Source organism: Deinococcus sp. KSM4-11 (assembly GCF_004801415.1).
Taxonomy (GTDB): Bacteria; Deinococcota; Deinococci; order Deinococcales; family Deinococcaceae; genus Deinococcus.
In genome coordinates this window covers 574,233-593,009 of record NZ_SSNX01000001.1, presented here as the reverse complement: position 1 = coordinate 593,009, position 18,777 = coordinate 574,233, and the positions used below count along the sequence as shown (strand labels likewise).

At 66.9% G+C, this 18,777-nt stretch carries 14 protein-coding genes and 1 tRNA gene; 2 read left to right on the top strand and 13 right to left on the bottom strand.

The window, feature by feature from the left end; all coding sequences use genetic code 11:
* Positions 1-168 precede the first annotated feature (168 nt).
* From hrpB to E7T09_RS02880, 5 genes are all read right to left on the bottom strand, one after another.
* Positions 169-2,673, bottom strand: a complete 2,505-nt coding sequence (hrpB, locus tag E7T09_RS02900) for an ATP-dependent helicase HrpB (RefSeq protein WP_370293760.1) — start codon at positions 2,671-2,673, stop codon at positions 169-171.
* A gap of 14 nt (positions 2,674-2,687) precedes the next feature.
* Positions 2,688-3,320 (bottom strand): HAD family hydrolase, encoded by a 633-nt coding sequence (locus tag E7T09_RS02895; protein ID WP_136387616.1) that lies wholly within the window; start codon positions 3,318-3,320, stop codon positions 2,688-2,690.
* On the bottom strand, positions 3,317-4,255 hold the full coding sequence (locus E7T09_RS02890; protein WP_136387615.1) for an NAD(P)/FAD-dependent oxidoreductase: 939 nt from the start codon (positions 4,253-4,255) through the stop codon (positions 3,317-3,319). The genes E7T09_RS02895 and E7T09_RS02890 overlap by 4 nt, the downstream gene beginning before the upstream one ends.
* Positions 4,252-4,947, bottom strand: coding sequence for an SDR family oxidoreductase (locus tag E7T09_RS02885; protein WP_136387614.1), 696 nt, complete (start codon positions 4,945-4,947; stop codon positions 4,252-4,254). The genes E7T09_RS02890 and E7T09_RS02885 overlap by 4 nt, the downstream gene beginning before the upstream one ends.
* Before the next feature lie 68 nt (positions 4,948-5,015).
* The gene (locus E7T09_RS02880; protein ID WP_136387613.1) at positions 5,016-5,591 is read right to left on the bottom strand and encodes a hypothetical protein; all 576 of its coding nucleotides are present in this window, start codon (positions 5,589-5,591) and stop codon (positions 5,016-5,018) included.
* Positions 5,592-6,143: 552 nt separating this feature from the next.
* Here E7T09_RS02880 and metH point away from each other — a divergent pair.
* Positions 6,144-9,842, top strand: a complete 3,699-nt coding sequence (metH, locus tag E7T09_RS02875; RefSeq protein WP_168734666.1) for a methionine synthase — start codon at positions 6,144-6,146, stop codon at positions 9,840-9,842.
* Positions 9,839-10,594, top strand: a complete 756-nt coding sequence (locus E7T09_RS02870) for a methylenetetrahydrofolate reductase (RefSeq protein WP_136387611.1) — start codon at positions 9,839-9,841, stop codon at positions 10,592-10,594. The genes metH and E7T09_RS02870 overlap by 4 nt, the downstream gene beginning before the upstream one ends.
* Positions 10,595-10,663: 69 nt before the next feature.
* On the opposite strand, the gene E7T09_RS02865 is transcribed toward E7T09_RS02870, so the two are convergent.
* From E7T09_RS02865 to E7T09_RS02830, 8 genes are all read right to left on the bottom strand, one after another.
* A complete protein-coding gene (locus E7T09_RS02865) occupies positions 10,664-11,959 on the bottom strand; it encodes a DUF4139 domain-containing protein (protein ID WP_136387610.1) in 1,296 nt (431 codons plus the stop codon).
* Between the two features lie 107 nt (positions 11,960-12,066).
* The gene (locus E7T09_RS02860) at positions 12,067-13,095 is read right to left on the bottom strand and encodes an ABC transporter ATP-binding protein (protein WP_136387609.1); all 1,029 of its coding nucleotides are present in this window, start codon (positions 13,093-13,095) and stop codon (positions 12,067-12,069) included.
* Positions 13,092-14,138, bottom strand: a complete 1,047-nt coding sequence (locus E7T09_RS02855) for an ABC transporter ATP-binding protein (protein ID WP_136387608.1) — start codon at positions 14,136-14,138, stop codon at positions 13,092-13,094. Before E7T09_RS02855 ends, E7T09_RS02860 begins: the two co-directional genes overlap by 4 nt.
* Before the next feature lie 49 nt (positions 14,139-14,187).
* On the bottom strand, positions 14,188-15,324 hold the full coding sequence (locus E7T09_RS02850; protein ID WP_136387607.1) for an ABC transporter permease: 1,137 nt from the start codon (positions 15,322-15,324) through the stop codon (positions 14,188-14,190).
* Between the two features lie 2 nt (positions 15,325-15,326).
* The gene (locus E7T09_RS02845; RefSeq protein WP_136387606.1) at positions 15,327-16,307 is read right to left on the bottom strand and encodes an ABC transporter permease; all 981 of its coding nucleotides are present in this window, start codon (positions 16,305-16,307) and stop codon (positions 15,327-15,329) included.
* A 79-nt stretch (positions 16,308-16,386) separates the two neighbouring features.
* Positions 16,387-18,144, bottom strand: coding sequence for an ABC transporter substrate-binding protein (locus E7T09_RS02840; RefSeq protein ID WP_136387605.1), 1,758 nt, complete (start codon positions 18,142-18,144; stop codon positions 16,387-16,389).
* A gap of 267 nt (positions 18,145-18,411) precedes the next feature.
* Positions 18,412-18,636, bottom strand: coding sequence for a preprotein translocase subunit SecG (gene secG, locus E7T09_RS02835; protein WP_136388451.1), 225 nt, complete (start codon positions 18,634-18,636; stop codon positions 18,412-18,414).
* Positions 18,637-18,662: 26 nt separating this feature from the next.
* Positions 18,663-18,744 (bottom strand) — tRNA-Leu (locus E7T09_RS02830).
* Positions 18,745-18,777 lie beyond the last annotated feature (33 nt).

Below are 18,777 nucleotides of genomic sequence, written 5' to 3'. Positions count from 1 at the left end.
GCCTGCGCCTTAGCAGATGAGCGAGAGCTGGGCCATCCCCCTGGAGTGGAGGCGACACTGCTCCATCGCCTTCGATGAGGGGTTCGGCGTCACCTCGATCCGGCCGTATACCACCATGCGGCGATACTCATCGCCCCTCCCATGCACGCTATGCAGTAGGACCAGTGGTCACACGCCCCGTTTGGTGGTGCCCTTCATAGGGCGGTGAGACCACGGATCGTCCGGCCAGGGGTGCTTCGGGTAACGGCCCCGCAGATCCTTGCGCACCTCGAAGTACGAGCTGTTCCAGAACGAGCGCAGATCCTGCGTGACCTGCACGGGCCGCCCGGCCGGCGAGAGCAGGTGCAGCAGCACCGGCCGCCGGCCGTGATCGACGGTGGGCGTGTCGGCCAGACCGAACAGTTCCTGGAGTTTGACGGCCAGAATGGGCGGTTCACCGTCGGCGCGGTAGTCCAGGCGGATGCGGCTCCCGGTGGGCACGGTGAGGTGGGTGGGCGCGCGGTCGTCCAGCTCTCGGGTTAAGTTCCACGGGAGGAGCGTGGAAAGGCCACTGCGGACGTCCAGGCGGGCCAGATCGTCCCGGCTCCGGACGGTTCCCAGGGCCACGCCCAGCCAGGCCTCGAGAGTGGCGAGCAGCCCCGCGTCTGAGAGATCCGGCCAGTCTTCCTCCGGATGCCACGCGCGCAGCGAGCCGATCCTGGCCCGGAACTGGGCCGCCTCTGCCGGGAAGGACAGCAGGTGCAGGCCTTCGCTGCGGATCGCTCCGGACAGCGCCTCGACCCGCTGTTGTACGGGCACGTCCCGCAGGGGCTGGACGTCCAGCACCAGGGCGCCCAGGCGCCGCTCCTGCTGGGCGATCAGCGTGCCCGCGCGGGTGTCCCAGCGCACCTCATCGTGCCATACCGCCTGCTCGCGCAGAAGCTGAAGATCAATGGGGGCGGCCAGGTAGATCTGCGCCTCGGCTGTCCGGGCGTCCAGGTGGGCCACCGCCAGGGTGGCCACGCCGGTCAGCGCGTCTCCTTCGGGAAGCGCCGCTCCCTGACCGCCCGCGAGCAGGAAGCGCCCCGGTGGGGGGCCGGATTGCGTCTCGCGGGCCAGTGCGATCCGTTCCGGGTAGGCCAGGGCAATCAGGGCGCCCACATCCCACGAGGTGGGCACTTCGTCGTCGGCCGGGACGTTCAGCAGTCGCCGCCACTGTCGGGACAGACGCTCTACCCGTTCCAGAACGGCGGGGTCTCCCCTGGTGACCGAGCGCCGCCGCCATAGCCTCAGCGCGGCAGCCCGATCCGTGAGGTCGCTGCCACTGCCCGGAGGGAGCGGGTCACGTTCCTCCAGCAGCGCGGCCACATCCGCGGCGAGTGAACCCAGGCCAGCGGCCGCTCCGCTGGACAGCAGGTGGGCAAGCCGGGGGTGAGTGGGGAACTCCAGCAGCCGGGTGCCCACAGGCGTGATCCGCCCCGCGTCCGTCAGGGCATCGAGGCCGCGCAGCAGCGTGCGCGCCGCCTCGATCCTGGGCGCGGGCGGCGCGTCGAGCCACGCCAGATCACTTGGCTCCGGACTGCCCCACTGCGCGAGTTCCAGAGTCAGGGGAGCCAGGTCGGCGTCCAGGATCTCGGGCGGCCTGGACTCCGCAAGCAGAGCGTGGGTGCGCTCACTCCAAAGGCGGTAGGCGACGCCGGGAGCGGTGCGGCCCGCGCGTCCGGCGCGCTGGGTGGCGGCGTCCCGCGTGATCCGCGACGTGACCATGCGCGTCAGGCCGGTGGCGGGATCGAAGGCCTGCGTCCGGCTTTGCCCGCCGTCCACGACCACCCGCACCCCGTCGATGGTCAGCGAGGTCTCAGCGATGGAGGTGGCCAGGATCACCTTGCGGCGTCCTCCGGGATCGGGTTTTAGCGCCCGCTGCTGCTCGGCGAGTGGCAGATCGCCGTACAGGGGCAACACGGCCGCATCCACACCGGTCAGTTGACCCTGCGCGCTCCGGATCTCGCGGACGCCGGGCAGGAAGGCCAGGATGTCGCCGGGATCGTCGGCCAGCGCCCGCCGCACCGCTGCGGCCACAACGTCTTCCACCCGGCCCGTTGGATCGAGCGGCAGGTACCGCACCGTGACCGGGTACGCGCGGCCCTCGCTGGCGACCAGCGGCGCGCCCAGACGTCCGGGCAGCGCGGCGTCCAGGGTGGCACTCATGACCAGGACGCGCAGGTCGTCCCGCAGCGCGCCCTGCACCTCGCGCAGCAGGGCCAGCGCCAGGTCCGCGTTGACGCTGCGTTCGTGGAACTCGTCGAGGATGACCAGCCCCACTCCGCGCAGTTCCGGATCGCGCTGCAACCGGCGCGTGAGGATGCCCTCGGTCACCACCTCCAGGCGCGTGCGGGCCGACACCCGTGATTCGAAGCGCACGCGCGAGCCGACCCTCCCGCCCATGTCCTCGCCCAGGCCCTCAGCCAGCCGGGCGGCCACGGCGCGCACCGCCACGCGGCGCGGCTGGAGCATCACGATGCCCTGACCGGCCAGCCACGGTTCGTCCAGCAGGGCCAGCGGAAGCGCCGTACTTTTCCCGGCCCCAGGTGGGGCCTGCACCACGACCAGCGGGTTGGCCGCGAGGGCCGCCCGGACGGCAGGCAACACCTCGGCAATCGGCAGGTCGGGCAGCGGCTCACGCACGGGAGGAATGGTACCGCCCACCGTCAGTGAAGCGTGAGGACGTCCCGCAGATCCCGCAGCCGGGCGTCCGGCACCTCGCCGTTCAGGGCATGTCCAGTGGGGAGGTACGCGGCGCGCATGCCGATCTGCTGCGGCCCCCACACGTCGTTGCGGGGTGAGTCGCCCACGAACCACGCATCGGCGGCCGTGTCCACGCCCAGACGGTCCAGCGCCAGGGTGTAGATGTGGGGATCGGGTTTGCTCACGCCGACCTCCTCGCTGATCACGAGGTCGTCGACCAGGGCACCAACTCTCAGTCCGGCCACCGTCTGCCGCTGCTGCACCGAGGAGCCGTTCGTGACCAGTCCGACCCGCACGCCCCGGCTCCGCAAGGCCACGAGCACCTCGTAGGCGTGCGGCATCCGGACTGGAGCCGAAAAGGCATGCACGAAGTAATCGTCCAGCAACTCGGCGCTGCTGGGCGTGAGGGCCAGTTCCCGCCTCAGCTGCGGCATGACCACTGACTTGGGGCCGTACCCGAAATCGTCCAGTTCCAGAAAGCGGGCCGCGAACTCCTCCGGCAGATCGAATCTCGTGACGTGCCCGGACAACCACACCCTGAGGGTGCTGACGCGGTCGTGCAGGGTGCCGTCCAGATCGAACAGGACGGCCTTCACTCGGAGAGCTGGCCCTTGTGGAAGGCCGCGCCCAGGGCCCGGACATCCTCGTGGATCAGGCTGGTGTTGATGCAGGTGGCCGCCTGCATGCCGACCGCCGCCGCGTGCACCACGTACTGGGGCGCGCCGGTCATATCGCCGGTGGCCCACACGCCCGGCACGCTGGTCTCGCCATTCGCGTCGACGACCACGCGGCCCCGGTCGTTCAGCTCACAGCCCAGCGCGGCGGGCAGGGAGCTGCCCTGCTCCTGTTCCGGCGAGACGAACACGGCATCCAGGGCCAGGGGCGGCGCGCCGTGGAAGCTCACGCAGACGCCGTCCTGCCCGGTCAGGGCGCGGATCGACTGCTCCCGCACCCGGATCCCCACCCGTTCCAGATCCTGGCATTGCGCCGGGGTGAGCAGGCTGGGGCCGTCGCTCAGCAGGGTTACGCGGTCTGACCACGCCCGGACGGTCAGGGCCAGGTGGTGCCCAGTCTGACCCCGGCCGTAGACGCCCAGCGCCTTGCCGTGATGCTCCCAGCCGTCACAGTACGGACAGTGGTACACGCCGGTTCCCCAGCGTTCTCGCAGCCCAGCCACGTTCGGCAGGACATCCCGCACGCCGGTGGCGAAGAGGAGGCGACGGGTGCGGAGCCAATCCAGCCCGATCCGCACACGGAACGCGCCATCGACCAGCCGAACCTCGCGGGCCAGTTCGTGCCGGATGTCGACCCCGTAGGGTTCAAGATCGGCCAGTGCCTGGGCTTTCAGGGCGGCGGGACGAATGCCGTCGCGGGTGAGGAGGCCGTGCGCGGCGTCGACCGGGGCGTTGCGGGGTGGCCCTCCGTCGAGCAGCAGCACCCGGCGGCGCGAGCGCCCCAGCGTCAGTGCGGCGCTCAGACCGGCCGGCCCGGCCCCGACGACGATCACGTCGAAGGTCGGCCCTTCGCTCACACGCGGGGCCTCGCCCGGATGGTTAGGTCGGTGAACTCCGCGTCAGCGGGAGCGTCGAGCATGAGCTGAATCGCGCGGGCCACACTGAGCGGTTCGATGTATGCCTCGGGGGTGTAGACGCCGCCCTCCTGGGCACGCACGCGGGCCTGCATGGCCGTCGCGGTGCGGCCAGGGTACACCGTGCCCACCCGGACGCCGTACGGGGCCTCCTCGGCGCGGAGGGCCTCGGCCAGGGCACGCAGCGCGAACTTGCTGGCCGCGTACGAGGCCCAGCCCGCGTTCGCGCTCAGGCCCGCGCCAGAATTTACGAACACCACGGCGCCCCGCTCCTCCCGGAGCCTGGGCAGCAGCACGCGGGTCAGCTCGGCCGGGGCGACGGTATTGACCGCCAGCGTGCGCGTCCAGACTTCGTGCCCCTGCGCCGCCACCGGCCCAAGCTCCACGACCCCGGCGTTGTGCACCACGTTCGTCACGCGTCCAAGCGCCGCCACCGCCGCCCCGAACGTCTCCGGACGCTCCAGATCGAGCACGAGTGTCCCGCCGCCCACCTCCGCCCGCAGCGCCTCCAGGCGACCAGGATCACGGCCGCACAGAATCACGTCATGTGCCGGCGCCAGCAGGTGGGCCAGGGCCGTGCCGATCCCGCCGACCGAACCGGTGATCAGGGTCACGGGCCTCGCTGCAGAACTCATGACCTGACGCTACCGCACCGGCGCCGTCCGGAATTGCTTCCGCCCAAACAGAGTGGCCCGCGGGGGTCTCACTTCACCGACACGCGCACCGGAATGGCCGCCACCTTGACGAGCTGGCCGTTCGCCAGGCCGGTCAGCCAACTCTCCACCATGTACTCGCCGGGCGGCAGGGTCAGGTCGCGGCTGAACGACACCATGCCGGTGGAAGCCGTGGATTTCGTGACGATCTCCTGGGTGCACAGTCGCTTCTGGCTACCAGCGGCGGGATAGACGACCTGCTGCGTTCCGACCTGCACGACCCGAACCAGTGGCGCGAAGGCGCAATTCTGGGAGTTGTCACGCCGCACACCGAACTTAATGGGCGTGCCGCCAGCGCGGATCGTGAAGGTCAGCGGCACCACCCCCTTCAAAGTGCGCGCCACGGTGAGCGTGCCACGGACACCCGGCAGGGCCACCGGCTTCGGCGCAAGCGGCACGGTGGTCGGTGCGGCCAGACTGGGCGGTACGACCACCGGTGCAGGCACGGCAGGCGCCGGGAGCGTGTCGGCGGGCAGCGGCGGAATTTCAGGAACGATCGACACGTCCTGGGCCCACGCGAGCGGGATCAGGGCCAGCGCAGCAAGAACCAGGACGTGACGGAGCATGGTCACAGCCTACCTGCCCGGACGCCCGCAATCCGTTCCCTGCTGTGGTGCGTGTGGAATTGACCAACACCAGAGGCCGACGTGACGCGGTGGTTCGGAATCACCCCGAGTCCAGCATCAACCCAGACGACGATAAGTGCAGCCTCCGACCCGGCGACCTGCTCCGACAGCGGCGGGTGACACCCAGGCCCGTCTAGTGCCACCTGAATCATCCAGCGCCGGTCGGTCGCTCCGATACCGGCCGCTTCGAGTGGGGCTTGCACGTTCACCCACCCCTGTCCACTCCACGTCCCTTTTTCCGTGCTGGGCGTGCGCTATGCTGGCGCCATCGTGCCCCTTGGGCGCGGTCATCCAGAATCGCCGGAGGGTGTTTCCTGCCCCGTGATGGCGTGGCAACCGGCCAACATTTCGGCGCGGTGCCCTCAGGAAAGACCCGCGTGGGTGCGCTGACGATGGTGCGCGCGGGGACGATGGCCCGGAGGCGGCGCTGGACTGGCGCGAACGACGACTTTGGCCGCACACTGGCGGCCGTTGACATCACTGAGGTGGAGTGTGAGCACGGATATTCGCGCCGAGGCGCAGAAACGAATCCTGATTCTCGATGGTGCGTGGGGCACGCAGCTCCAGCAGGCGGGTCTGACGGAAGGCGATTTTCGCTGGGACGGTGCCGACCCGCTGCGGATGTACCGGGGCAACTTCGATCTGCTCCAGCTGACCCGTCCGGAGGTGATCCGCGCCGTGCACCGCGCGTACTTCGAGGCGGGGGCGGATATCGCCAGCACGAATACCTTCAACTCTACGGTCATCAGTCAGGCGGATTACGGCACGGAGGACATGGCCCGCGCGATGAACGTGGCCGGGGCGCGGCTGGCCCGTGAGATCGCGGACGAGTTCACCGCCCGCGACGGGAAGCCGCGCTGGGTGGCCGGGAGCATCGGGCCGACGAACCGCACGGCGACCCTCTCGCCGGATGTGGAGCGACCGGAGTTCCGCAACGTGACCTACGACGATCTGGTCGCAGCGTACACCGACGCGGCCGAGGGCCTGATCGAGGGCGGAGCCGACCTGCTGCTGCTGGAGACGGTGTTCGACACCCTGAACGCGAAGGCGGCACTGTTCGCCTGCGAGGAGGCCTTCGCGCGCACCGGGAAGACCCTGCCGATTATGCTGTCGGGCACGATTACGGACGCCTCGGGCCGCACCCTGAGCGGCCAGACGCCCGAGGCCTTCGCGATCAGCACCAGCCACGCCAACCTGTTCAGCCTCGGCCTCAACTGCGCGCTGGGGGCGGAACTGCTGCGCCCCCACCTGCGGGAGATCGCGGGCAGTACGGACGCGCTGGTGTCCGTCCACCCGAACGCGGGCCTGCCGAACGCCTTCGGCGAGTACGACGAGACCCCGGAGCAGACGGCGGCGGTGCTGGGCGAGTTCGCCCGGGCCGGACTGGTGAACATCGTGGGCGGCTGCTGCGGCACCACGCCCGAGCACATCCGCGCCATCGCGGAGGCCGTGAGGGACGTGGCGCCGCGCACCGCGCCCCTGCTGCCGCCCGTGCTGCGCCTGAGCGGACTGGAACCCCTGAAGGTCACGCCGGAGCTGAATTTCGTGAACGTGGGCGAGCGGACGAATGTGACCGGAAGCCCCAAATTCTCCAAAGCCATCCTGGCGGGCGACTTCGACGCGGGCCTGAAAATTGCCCGGCAGCAGGTCGAGAACGGCGCGCAGATCGTGGACGTGAACTTCGACGAGGGCATGCTCGACGGCGAGGCGGCCATGGTGAAGTTCCTGAACCTGCTGGCCGGCGAACCGGACATCTCGCGCGTGCCGCTGATGCTCGATTCGAGCAAGTGGGAGATCCTGGAAGCGGGCCTCAAGCGCGTGCAGGGCAAGGCGGTCGTGAATTCGATCTCGCTCAAAGACGGCGAGGCGAAGTTCCTGGAACGCGCCCGGCTGCTGCGGCGCTACGGCGCGGCGGCGGTCGTGATGGCCTTCGACGAGCAGGGGCAGGCAGACAACCTAGCGCGGCGCCAGGAAATCACGGCCCGCGCGTACCGGCTGCTGACCGAACAGGTGGGCTTCCCGCCGCAGGACATCATCTTCGACCCGAACGTGCTGACCGTTGCCACAGGCATCGAGGAGCACGACCGGTACGCCATCGACTTCATCGAGGCGACCCGCTGGATCAAGGCGAACCTGCCGGGCGCGCTGGTCTCGGGCGGGATCAGCAACGTCTCGTTCTCGTTCCGGGGCAACAACCACGTGCGCGAGGCGATGCACGCCGTCTTCCTGTACCATGCGATCCGCGCGGGGCTGGACATGGGCATCGTGAACGCCGGAATGCTGGCCGTATACGAGGACATCGAGCCCGAGCTGCGCGACGCCGTGGAGGATGTGATCCTCGCCCGTCGCCCGGACGCGACCGAGCGGCTGCTGGAACTCGCCGACCGCTACAAGGGCGTGAAGCGCGAGGTCGGTGCGGGCAGTCCGTGGCGTGACCTGCCCGTGCAGGAACGATTGAAACACGCCCTCGTGCAGGGCATAACGGACTTCGTGGACGCCGACGCCGAGGAAGCCTACCGCCTGCTGGGGTCGCCGCTGCTGGTCATCGAGGGGCCGCTGATGGACGGCATGAACGTCGTCGGGGATCTATTCGGGGCCGGGAAGATGTTCCTGCCGCAGGTCGTGAAGTCCGCCCGCGTCATGAAACGCGCCGTGGCGTACCTGACGCCCTACATGGAAGCCGAGAAGCAGGAGGCAGGTGGTAAGGGCCGGGTGCTGCTGGCGACCGTCAAGGGCGACGTCCACGACATCGGGAAGAACATCGTGGGCGTGGTGCTCGCCTGCAACGGCTATCAGGTCACGGATCTGGGCGTGATGGTGCAGACGGATCGCATTCTGGACGAGGCCGAGCGGATCGGCGCGGACGTGATCGGCCTGAGCGGACTGATCACCCCCAGCCTGGACGAGATGGTTACCGTGGCGCGCGAGATGACCCGCCGGGGCCTGACCCTTCCCCTGCTGATCGGCGGGGCGACCACCAGCCGCGCCCACACGGCCGTGAAGATCGACCCGGCCTATCCCGGTCCCGTGGTGCACGTGCTGGATGCCAGCCGCGCCGTGACGACCACGGCGGATCTGCTCGCCGACCCGCGCGCCGTGCAGGAGCGAGTGCGCGTGGAGTACGACGCCCTGCGCGAACGGCATGGCGACCGGCAGATCAGGCTGATTCCTATCGAGGCGGCGCGGGAACGTGCGCCCATCCTCTCCCCCATCGTCCCGCCTGCCCCGCAGGAGCTGGGCCGACAGATCATCGATCAACCCATCGCAGAACTGCTGGAGTTCATCGACTGGACGCCGTTCTTCATTGCGTGGGAGATGAAGGGCATCTACCCGAACATCCTGAGTGATCCCCTGCGTGGCGAGGAAGCCCGCAAGCTGTTGGCTGATGCCCAGGCGCTGCTCCGGCGCGTGATCGCCGAGCAGCTGCTGACCGCGCGTGGGGTGATCGGCCTGTGGCCCGCAGAGAGGGACGGAGACGACATCGCCGTGCAGGTCGGCCCGGATGTCCCGGCCGGTGAGACGCTGGACTTCGCGACCCATGAACTCGCTGCCGGTCGGGAATCGCTGCCTGGCGTGGTTCACCTGCACACCCTGCGCCAGCAGCGCGAGCAGACCACCCCGAACGTGGCACTTGCCGATTTCATCGCGCCACAGGGCGACCATATCGGCGCGTTCGCGGTCGCCATCCACGGTGCGGACGAACTGGCCGCCGTGTTCGAGGCGCAGCACGACGACTACAACGTCATCCTGGTGAAGGCCATGGCCGACCGGCTGGCCGAGGCCTTCGCGGAGAAGCTGCACCGCGACGTCCGCACCCGCCACTGGGGCTACGCGTCGGGCGAATCGCTGGGCACCGACGACCTGATCCGCGAGCGCTACGACGGCATCCGCCCCGCGCCCGGCTACCCCGCCCAGCCCGACCACACCGAGAAACGCACGCTGTTCCGCGTGCTCGGCGCGCAGGAGATCGGGCTGGAACTCACGGAATCCTGCGCCATGTGGCCGGCCGCCGCCGTGTCCGGCCTGTACTTCGCGCATCCGGACGCGCGGTACTTCGCGGTGGGCCGGATTGGCCGCGATCAGGTGGAGGACTACGCCCGTCGCAAGGGCATGGCCCTGGGCGAGGTGGAACGCTGGCTGGGGCCGATCCTTGCCTACGACCCGGCGAGGGTGCCCGAGGTCGCCCGTTGACCGCCCGGCCCGAGACGCGCATTTCGGTGGAACTCGTGCCCCGTTCGCGCAGCGGTCTGCGGGCCGAGATCGCCCAGGTGGTGGCGTCACTGCCTGGGGTGGACACCGTGAACGTGCCGGACCTGACGCGCTATTCACTGCGCTCGTGGCTGGGCTGCTCGTACGCCCGGCCCTACCACCGGGCGGTGCCGCATCTGCGCGCGGTGGATTTCAACCCACGCGAAGCCCTCCCCTTCCTGTCCAGCTTGGACGAGCACGGTATCACCGAGGTGCTGGTCGTCACGGGTGACGCCCCCGCGGACATGAGCGCGAGGGTGTACGACCAGGACGCCGTGGATCTCATCCGCCGCGTCCGGCGCGACGCTCCGCACCTGACCGTGTACGCCGGCCTCGATCCATACCGGCAGTCGTTCGCGCGGGAACGTGATTACCTGGAGCGCAAGCTGGACGCCGGCGCGACCGGGTTTTTCACGCAGCCGTTCTTCGACCTGCGCGTCATGGACGCCTACAGCGACCTGATTCCGGACGGCGCGCAGATGTGGTGGGGCGCGACGAGCATCCTCACTGAATCCAGCCTGAACTACTGGCGGGCGCGCAACCACGCCGTGTTTCCCCGGACGTTCACGCCCACGCTGGAGTGCAACCGCGCCTTCGCCGCCGACCTGCTGCGGTTCGCCCGCGAGCGAAATCAACACGCCTATTTCATGCCCGTGAAGGTGGACGTCCTGGCCTATCTGGAAGGCATTCTCTAAGGGGACGCAAGAACGAGGCTCCCCTGCCTGAAGCGGGAAGCCCTGTTCATCACGCTGGTCAGTGGGCGGTCAGCTGTTCGCGATCACCACGGTGAAGCTCTTGCTGATCTTGCCCTTGGCGGGAATGTCGAGTTTCAGGCTGGCCACGCCCTGGTTCTGCACGGGGCTCAGGGCGTCGATGATGATGATCCGGCCGCCGATGCGCTCGCTGATCTCGGCGCGGATGGGGCGATCCTTGCTGCTCTCGAAGGCGTACGTGACCTTGTACGTGGTGCGGGTGACGTTGCCCTTGGTGTCCTTATCCTGCCGGACGAGCTGCGCCGTGCGGGTGTATTCGACATCGGGATCCTCGCCCAGGCTGAAGTTGATGGTGCCGCCCTCGCGCGTGTCGGGCAGGCTGGTCTGTCCGACCAGACGACCGTCCTCGCGCACGGTCAGGGGGCCGGCGGGAAGGCGCTGATCCGCTTCCAGGCGGTAAAAACGGTTCAAGGTGCCGTCCTGGGTGCCGCTGTTGAAATAGGTGTCCAGGCCCACATAGCGTTCGAACTTGGTGAGTTTCGGCGTCAGGAACGGCAGCGTGATGACGCTGTTGGCGGGCAGCGTGAAGGGCGTGGTGAGGTCGTAGCGGGTCAGTCCGCGCAGTTCGCCCTGGCTCTGGATCTTGGGGGCGGGCGCGGCGGCGCTGGGCACGGCGCGCATGAGCGCGTCGTTGGCGTAGCCTGACGCCTCGGCCTGTGGGTTGGCCTGCACGGTCACGTCGCCGGCATACAGTTCCGTGGCCTTGACCGTGTACGGCAGTTCCGTGGTGTTGCGCAGGTCGGCCAGAGCGCTCAGGTTCGCGCCGTCACTGCTGGCCTTCAGGGTGTAGCGCGGCGCCCAGGTGATGGCGCGGGTCAGGTAGGTCAGCGTGCCGCTCCCGGCCTTGGGCAGGGTGTACGTGAGGGTCTGACTGGGGCTCTGGGGGTTCAGCGGCGGGGGAGCGGTGAACTGCAGGTCGCCGAAGTTCACGTTGAAAAACCGTCCCTGCGCGTCCTTGACCAGCAGGTCACGGGCGCGCACGAGCGTGACGGGTTCGGTCTTGTCGCCCCGGCGCAGGTACACAGTCTTGCCTTCCAGGCCACTCAGCCAGTTGGCCTGCTGCGTCTGGGCCACACTGTCGAAGGGCAGGCCCTCCAGGTCGAGCGATCCCGCCAGGACGTTTTCCCACGCGGCCTGGGGCAGGGTGACGTCCAGCGTGGTGCCGGTGGACGTGACGGGCTGACGGACTTCGGTAAAGGACGGGTAGATGCGCAGATCCGTGGCGAGGGCCTGGGACGAGATGAGGGCGGCGGCGAGCAGAGCGCATCGGTTGGAACTGGGTTTCATGCGGTCATGGTGCCCTTAACCGAATTGTGAGATGTGAGAGGTTCGATCAGAAACGGAACAGAAAAATCCCGCCCCAGCGGGACGGGATGACTGCGGGGCGCGCCGACTTACAGGATGTCGTCGCGGATACAGGCCTTGAAGTGGTTCGGGCTCACTTCCCGCAGCTCCGGTACGGTGTGCTCGCACTCGGCGATCGCGTAGCGGCAGCGCGTGCGGAACACGCAGCCGGACGGCGGGTTGATCGGGCTGGGAATATCCCCTTCCAGGATGATGCGCTGACGCTTCACGGTCGGGTCGGGCACCGGCGCCGCCGAGAGCAGCGCTTCGGTGTACGGGTGCTTTGGCGCGGTGTTCAGCTCGCGGCTTGGGGCGATCTCCATGATGCGGCCCAGGTACATCACGATCATGCGGTCGCAGATGTACTCCACGACGTGCAGGTCGTGCGCGATGAACAGCACGGTCAGGCCGAGTTCCTCCTGCAGATCCTGCATCAGGTTCACGACCTGCGCCTGGATCGACACGTCGAGCGCCGACACCGGTTCATCGGCCACGATGAAGGTGGGATCGACGGCCAGGGCGCGGGCAATCCCGATGCGCTGGCGCTGCCCGCCGCTGAACTCGTGCGGGTAGCGGCGCATGTGCTCGGGCCGCAGACCGACGCGTTGCAGCAGCTCGGCAATGCGGTCGATGCGGCCCTTGCCGGGATGCAGGTTGTGGATCTGCATGGCCTCGCCGATGATGTCGGAGACGGTCATGCGGGGGTTCAGCGAGGCGAAGGGATCCTGGAAGATGATCTGCATCTCGCGGCGGTAATCGCGCATCTGCGACTTGGACAGCTTGGTGATGTCCGTGCCGTTGAAGATCACCTGCCCGCCGGTGGGCTCGATCAGGCGCAGGATGGCGCGCCCGGCGGTCGTCTTGCCGGAGCCGGACTCGCCGACCAGCCCGACGACCTCGCCGCGCTTGATGTTGAACGAGATGTCGTTCACGGCCTTCACATTCGCGACCACGCGCGACAGCAGGCCGCCGCGGATCGGGAAGTACTTCTCGAGGTGCTGGACGTCCAGGAGCGTGTCGCCCTTGGCGGCCATGCCGCGGTCGACGCCGGTATAGGTGCTGGGGGCGGGGGCGGTCATGCGGTCACCTCGGCCTGGGCCTGTTCGAATTCACGCCAGCGGATGCAGCGGGCCATGTGGCCGTGACCGGTGTCCTCCAGCGCGGGCACCGCCTTGGAGCAGTCCGGCACGGCGAACTTGCAGCGGGGCTCGAAGGCGCAGCCGGGCGGCAGGTTCAGGGGGTTGGGGACGTTGCCGGGAATGGCTTCCAGGCGCGGTTTGGGCTGCCCCGGAATGTGCGTGTACTCGCCGGGACGCGGAATCGAGTTCAGCAGGCCCATGGTGTAGGGGTGACGGGGCGCCTTGAAGATCTCGATCACGTCGCCTTCCTCGACCACGCGGCCGCCGTACATGACCACTACGCGGTCGGCCATCTCGGCCACCACACCCAGGTTGTGCGTGATGAACAGGATGCTCATGCCAATGTCGGTCTGGAGCTTGCGCATCAGATCGAGGATCTGCGCCTGGATGGTCACGTCGAGCGCCGTGGTCGGCTCGTCCGCGATCAGCAGGGCCGGGTTGCAGCTCAGGGCCATGGCGATCATGACGCGCTGGCGCATCCCGCCGGACATCTGATGCGGGTACTCGTGCACGCGCTTTTCCGGAGCGGGAATACCCACGAAGCGCAGCATATCGGTGGCTACGCCCATGGCCTCTTTCTTGTTCTTGCCCTGGTGCAGCTGCACGGCCTCGGCGATCTGGTCGCCGACCGTGTACACCGGGTTCAGCGAGGTCATGGGTTCCTGGAAGATCATGGAGATGTCGTTGCCGCGGATCTTGCGCATGTCCGACTCGGGCAAGGAGACGAGATTCTTCTGCACGCCGTCCTTCCCGGTGAACAGGATCTCGCCCTCGACGATCTTGCCGGGGGGCATGGCGATCAGCCGCATGACCGACAGGCTGGTCACGCTCTTGCCGGAGCCGGATTCACCCACGACGGCCAGGGTTTCGCCCTTCTTGATGTGGAAGGTCACGCCGTCCACACTTTTCACGACGCCGTCGTCGGTGTAGAAGTAGGTCTTCAGGCCGTTCACGGCCAGTAGGGTCTCGCCCTGGTGGGTCATGGTTCCTCCGGGAAATTCACGTTACGCATCATACCTATTAAAAGTGGTATTACTGCCGTTTGCGAGGGTCAAACGCGTCCCTCAAGCCGTCGCCGAGCAGCTGGAAGCACATAACCGTGAACACGATGAAGAATCCCGGGATCAGCACCCACGGCCGCGACGTGAAGCTGGAGAAGCCGCCCTCCTGCGCCTGGGTGAGCAGACTGCCCCACGAGACGTAGGGTTCCACGGCGCCGATACCCAGAAAGCTCAGGCCGGATTCCGTGAGGATCGCGGCGGGAATCCCGAGGCTAAGGGTCACGATGGTGTACGTGGTCATGGTGGGCAGCAGGTGCCGCCACATGATGCGGTTGTCGCTCGCGCCGAGTGATTTGGCCGCCGCCACGAAGTCCAGCTCGCGCACGCTGAGGAGTTGCCCACGGGTGACTCGTGCCAGGCCGCCCCAGCTGACGAAGGCCAGCAGCAGCAGCACCACGTACAGCGCGAAGATCGGGTTGATGTTCTGCGGGAAGATGGCGCGCAGCAGGATCAGCAGGAACAGCGTGGGAATCGCGGCCAGCACCTCGACCAGACGCATGACCAGCGTGTCGACCACGCCACCGAAGTACGCGGCGGCAGCCCCAGCGAACAGGCCGATCAGGGTGGTGAGGATGGTGGCGCCCAGGCCGATGGTCAGCGAGATCTGTGAGGCGTACATGACGCGCGTGAACAGGTCGCGGCCGAGGGTCTCGGCGCCGAACAGGTACACCTTGCAGTCCGGATTGCCCGTCCCGAACAGGTGGACGTTGCTCGGGATCAGACCGAAGAGCTTATAGGAGTCGCCCCGGGCACCGAGGTAGATGGGGCACATCTCCTCGGTGGGCCGCACCTCGTTCACGAAGGTGTCCATGTTCAGCTGTTGCGTGTACTGGAACACGAACGGCCGGGTGTAGGCGCCGGTTTTTGGATTGCGAATGTGAATCGGGGTGGGCGGGTGGAACTTGGTGATGTTGGTCGTCGAGTAGTTCGACAGGCCATCTGGGGCGATGAAGGGTGCGAACAGCGCCATCACGTAGAGCAGGATCAGGCACACCCCACCGAAGCGGGCCAGGCGGTTCTTGCGGAACTGGCCCCAGGCGACGCTGAGCTGGGACTGCCCACGCTGACGTGGCGCGGACTGCGGGGGCGTAGGTGCAGTGGTCGTCACATTCACCCCAGTTTCACGCGCGGATCGACGAAGGCAAGCAGCATGTCGCTGATGGCATTGCCGATGATCAGCAGAATGGTCGTCATCATGGTGAAGCCCGCGATCAGGTACAGATCCTGGGCATTCAGGGCGTCGAGCAGCATGGGTGTGATGCCCGGATAGGCGAAGACCACCTCGATGAACCCGGCCCCACTGATCAGTCCGGGCAGTTCACCGCCGATCCCTGCCACGATGGGCAGGATGGCGTTGCGGAAGGTGTGCTTCCAGATGGCCGACGACTCGCTGACCCCCTTGGCGCGGGCGGTGCGGATGTAGTCGGAATTCATGACCTCGAGCATCAGGGCGCGGACGTACCGCGAGAGTCCCGCCGTGGAATGAATGCCAAGCAGGATTCCAGGAACCAGCAGGTGTCTGAACACGTCCCAGATCTTGCCGCCGGGAGACAGGGTGTCGTGATCTGCGCTGGTCATGCCCCCGATCGGGATGGCCCAGTGCGTCGCGAAGATGATCTGCAACAGTGCATACAGGGCGATCAGCGCCAGGAAGAAGCTCGGGAATCCCAGCAGGAAGTACATGAACACGTTGACGCTGCGGTCGCCCAGGCTGTTCTGCCGGACGGCCCCGAACACGCCGACCGGGATGGCAATGCCGTAGAACACGACGGTGATGAGCAGCACCAGCCACAGCGAATTGGCGATGCGCGGGATCATGATGTTCCACACCGGCGCCTGATACGAGAAGGACAGGCCGAATTCGCCGTGCAGGATGTTCTTGAGCCACAGGAAATACTGCTCGACCAGCGGCTTGTCCAGCCCGAAATTGTGCGTCAGGGCGTCCAGGCGGGCCTGGGAGATGTTCGGGTTCAGCCGCGCCGGGGTCAGGAAATCTCCCGGGGCCAGTGAGATCACGAAAAAGATCAGGAGACTGGACAGCAGCAGCGTGGGAATCGCCTGAACCAGTCGCCTGACAAGGAAGGGAATCATGCAGTTCTCCTGTGTGCCATGGGGGCGGGGGCAGCCCGCGAGCGCGAACCACCCCCGTCCATGTGGGACTGGTTGATCGTTACTTGATGAAGGTCGTCAGGCCGGTGCCCGGACGTGAGCCGTAGTAGGAATCCCACAGGTCACGTTTGTACTCGCCGCCGAGGCGGTTGTTGTATGTGACGTGGTAGTTCGTGGCCACCAGGTAGATGAAGCCCAGGTTCTGCCCCTCGACCTTGGAGAGCTGCTCGCCGATCTTGCGGCGGGCATCGTCGTCGAGGGTCTGGTCTCCCTGGTAGTACAGCTTGGTCATCAGGTTTTCCTGGGCGTTCAGGCACTTGCCGTCGCTGGGCACGTTGTAGGCGTGCAGGTTGCCGCCACAGGGCACCACGTTGCTGCCGTAGGGCCAGATGTTGTCGCCGCCGGAGAGTCCCAGCAGGATCGCGTCGAAGGGACGATCCGCGCCCTTGGCCAGCAGCTGGCCAACCAGGGTGTTGAAGTCCACCGGGGTGAAGTTCACCTTCACGCCGACCTTCTTGGCCTCGTCGCGGAAGATCTGGCCGAGCTGCTCACGGACGTTGTTGCCGGAGTTGGTGGTCAGGGTGAATTCCAGCACCTTCCCGGCCTTGTCGACCAGGTAGCCGTCGCTGTTCTTCTTGGTGTAGCCCATCTGGTTCAGCAGTTTGGTGGCCGCCGCCAGATCGTACTTGTAGGTGGGCGTGCTGGCGTACTGGTAGTTCTTGAAGACCGGGTACACGCCGGAGTAAACCTCGCTGCCCAGGCCGCCCAGCGCGAGCTGGATCATGGCCTGACGGTTGGCGATGTGGCTCATGGCCTGACGGAAGCGCACGTCGCGGAACAGCTTCTGCTTGGTGGCGTCGCCCGCCTTGTTCCAGTTGAAGACGATCCACTGGGACGTGGAGTTCGGGCCGACGTTCGGCACCAGCGTCGCCTTGAGGTTGCCGCCGTCGATGGCCTTCTTGATCTGGGCGAGGTCGTCGGCCTTGCTCGCGCCGAAAACGTCGATCTGTCCGGCCAGGTAGGCGGCAAGATCCGCGTTGAGATCCTTCACGATCGTGAAGCTCTCGGTGTCGAGGTACGGCAGGGGCTTCCCGGCGCCATCTTTGAACCACTCGCCGAAAGCGGGGTTCTTCTTGAGCACCGTGCGCTGCCCAGCGGAGTAGCTGCTGATGGTCCAGGGGCCAGGCGAGACGACGGTCGAAGGAGCAGTGCTCAGGCCCCACATCGCCTTGATGCCGTCGGCGCCCTTGCTCTTGTACACCGGCCCGAAGATATGGTCGGGCCAGGGCGTATAGGACATGCGGTTCAGGGCGCTGGCGCTCACCTGCGGGAAGTCGAACTGCAGCGTGTAGGTGTCGAGCTTCTTGACCGTGATCGGCTTGTCGTTCAGGAAGAAGTTGTCGTAGGAGTTGCTGCCAATCTTGTCGTCAGTGTGGAGCTTGAAGGTGGTGACCCAGTCGTCGGCAGTGATGGCCTGGCCGTCGCTGAACTTCATGCCCTGGCGGATCTTCACGACGAATCTCTTGCCGTTGTTGCTGATGGTCGGCATCGCATCCGCCATCTGTGGGATGAACTTGTCGTTGGTGGGATCCTGCGTGTACAGCCCAACGAGACCGGAGATGAGATCCGGGATGTTGCCGGCTTCGGCGGTCGTGAAGGGGTTGAAGGTCTTGAAGTCGGAGATGCTCGACTGACGGAACTCGCCGCCGGTCTTGGCTTCGCTGGGGTTTTGCGCCATCCAGGCCGCCGGCAGCACGAACGGCGCCGCGAAGGCACCGCTTCCCATCAGGGCAAGAGCAAGGGTCAGGGCTTTCTTCATTGAAACCTCCGGATCGTTTTACAGGGAACCGGCCAGTGGTGACCTGGCTGGTGGGTGGACTGGGTACATGTTTCCTGCGGGGTCAATATATGGATCGGCTTAGGCTAGGTCAAGACATTCATTTGAACTGTGTCAATTTTTCTAATCAGTTGCGGGTCAGCTTTGCGAATGTAGCCAAGAATCCAACTGTACTTATCGAATGAAAGTTGAATATCTGAAAGTTTCCGGCCACGCGGGACAGCGCAGCCGGATATGAGAGTTCGGTCTTCAGCGGGAGATAAACGAAATCAGGATGGCCAGCAGCATAAAGAGGCCGCCCAGCACACTCGTCACGCGCACGATGCCGCCCTCCACGCCACGCCCGCCGAGCAGCGAGCCGCCCGAGGCCATGCTGGCCGACAGACCAGCCTGCTTGGGCGTCTGCAACAGTACGAAGAACACCAGCGCCAGGCAGGTGACGGCGAAGAGCACGAGGAAGAGATTCAGGATCAGGGTCATAGAAAGCCTCTCAATAAGGGTGGTGCCGGTGAGGGGACTTGAACCCCTACGGTTTCCCGCTCGATTTTGAGTCGAGTGCGTCTACCATTCCGCCACACCGGCACACGTGCCTGGACTCAGGTCACGGTCTGGAAT

Excerpts from the sequence above, each read along its gene's own strand:
- E7T09_RS02865 (WP_136387610.1), bottom strand. The coding sequence starts at position 11,959 with ATGAAACCCAGTTCCAACCGATGCGCTCTGCTCGCCGCCGCCCTCATC.
- E7T09_RS02885 (WP_136387614.1), bottom strand. The coding sequence starts at position 4,947 with ATGAGTTCTGCAGCGAGGCCCGTGACCCTGATCACCGGTTCGGTCGGC.
- E7T09_RS02840 (WP_136387605.1), bottom strand. The coding sequence starts at position 18,144 with ATGAAGAAAGCCCTGACCCTTGCTCTTGCCCTGATGGGAAGCGGTGCC.
- E7T09_RS02860 (WP_136387609.1), bottom strand. The coding sequence starts at position 13,095 with ATGACCGCCCCCGCCCCCAGCACCTATACCGGCGTCGACCGCGGCATG.
- E7T09_RS02845 (WP_136387606.1), bottom strand. The coding sequence starts at position 16,307 with ATGATTCCCTTCCTTGTCAGGCGACTGGTTCAGGCGATTCCCACGCTG.
- E7T09_RS02880 (WP_136387613.1), bottom strand. The coding sequence starts at position 5,591 with ATGCTCCGTCACGTCCTGGTTCTTGCTGCGCTGGCCCTGATCCCGCTC.
- E7T09_RS02855 (WP_136387608.1), bottom strand. The coding sequence starts at position 14,138 with ATGACCCACCAGGGCGAGACCCTACTGGCCGTGAACGGCCTGAAGACC.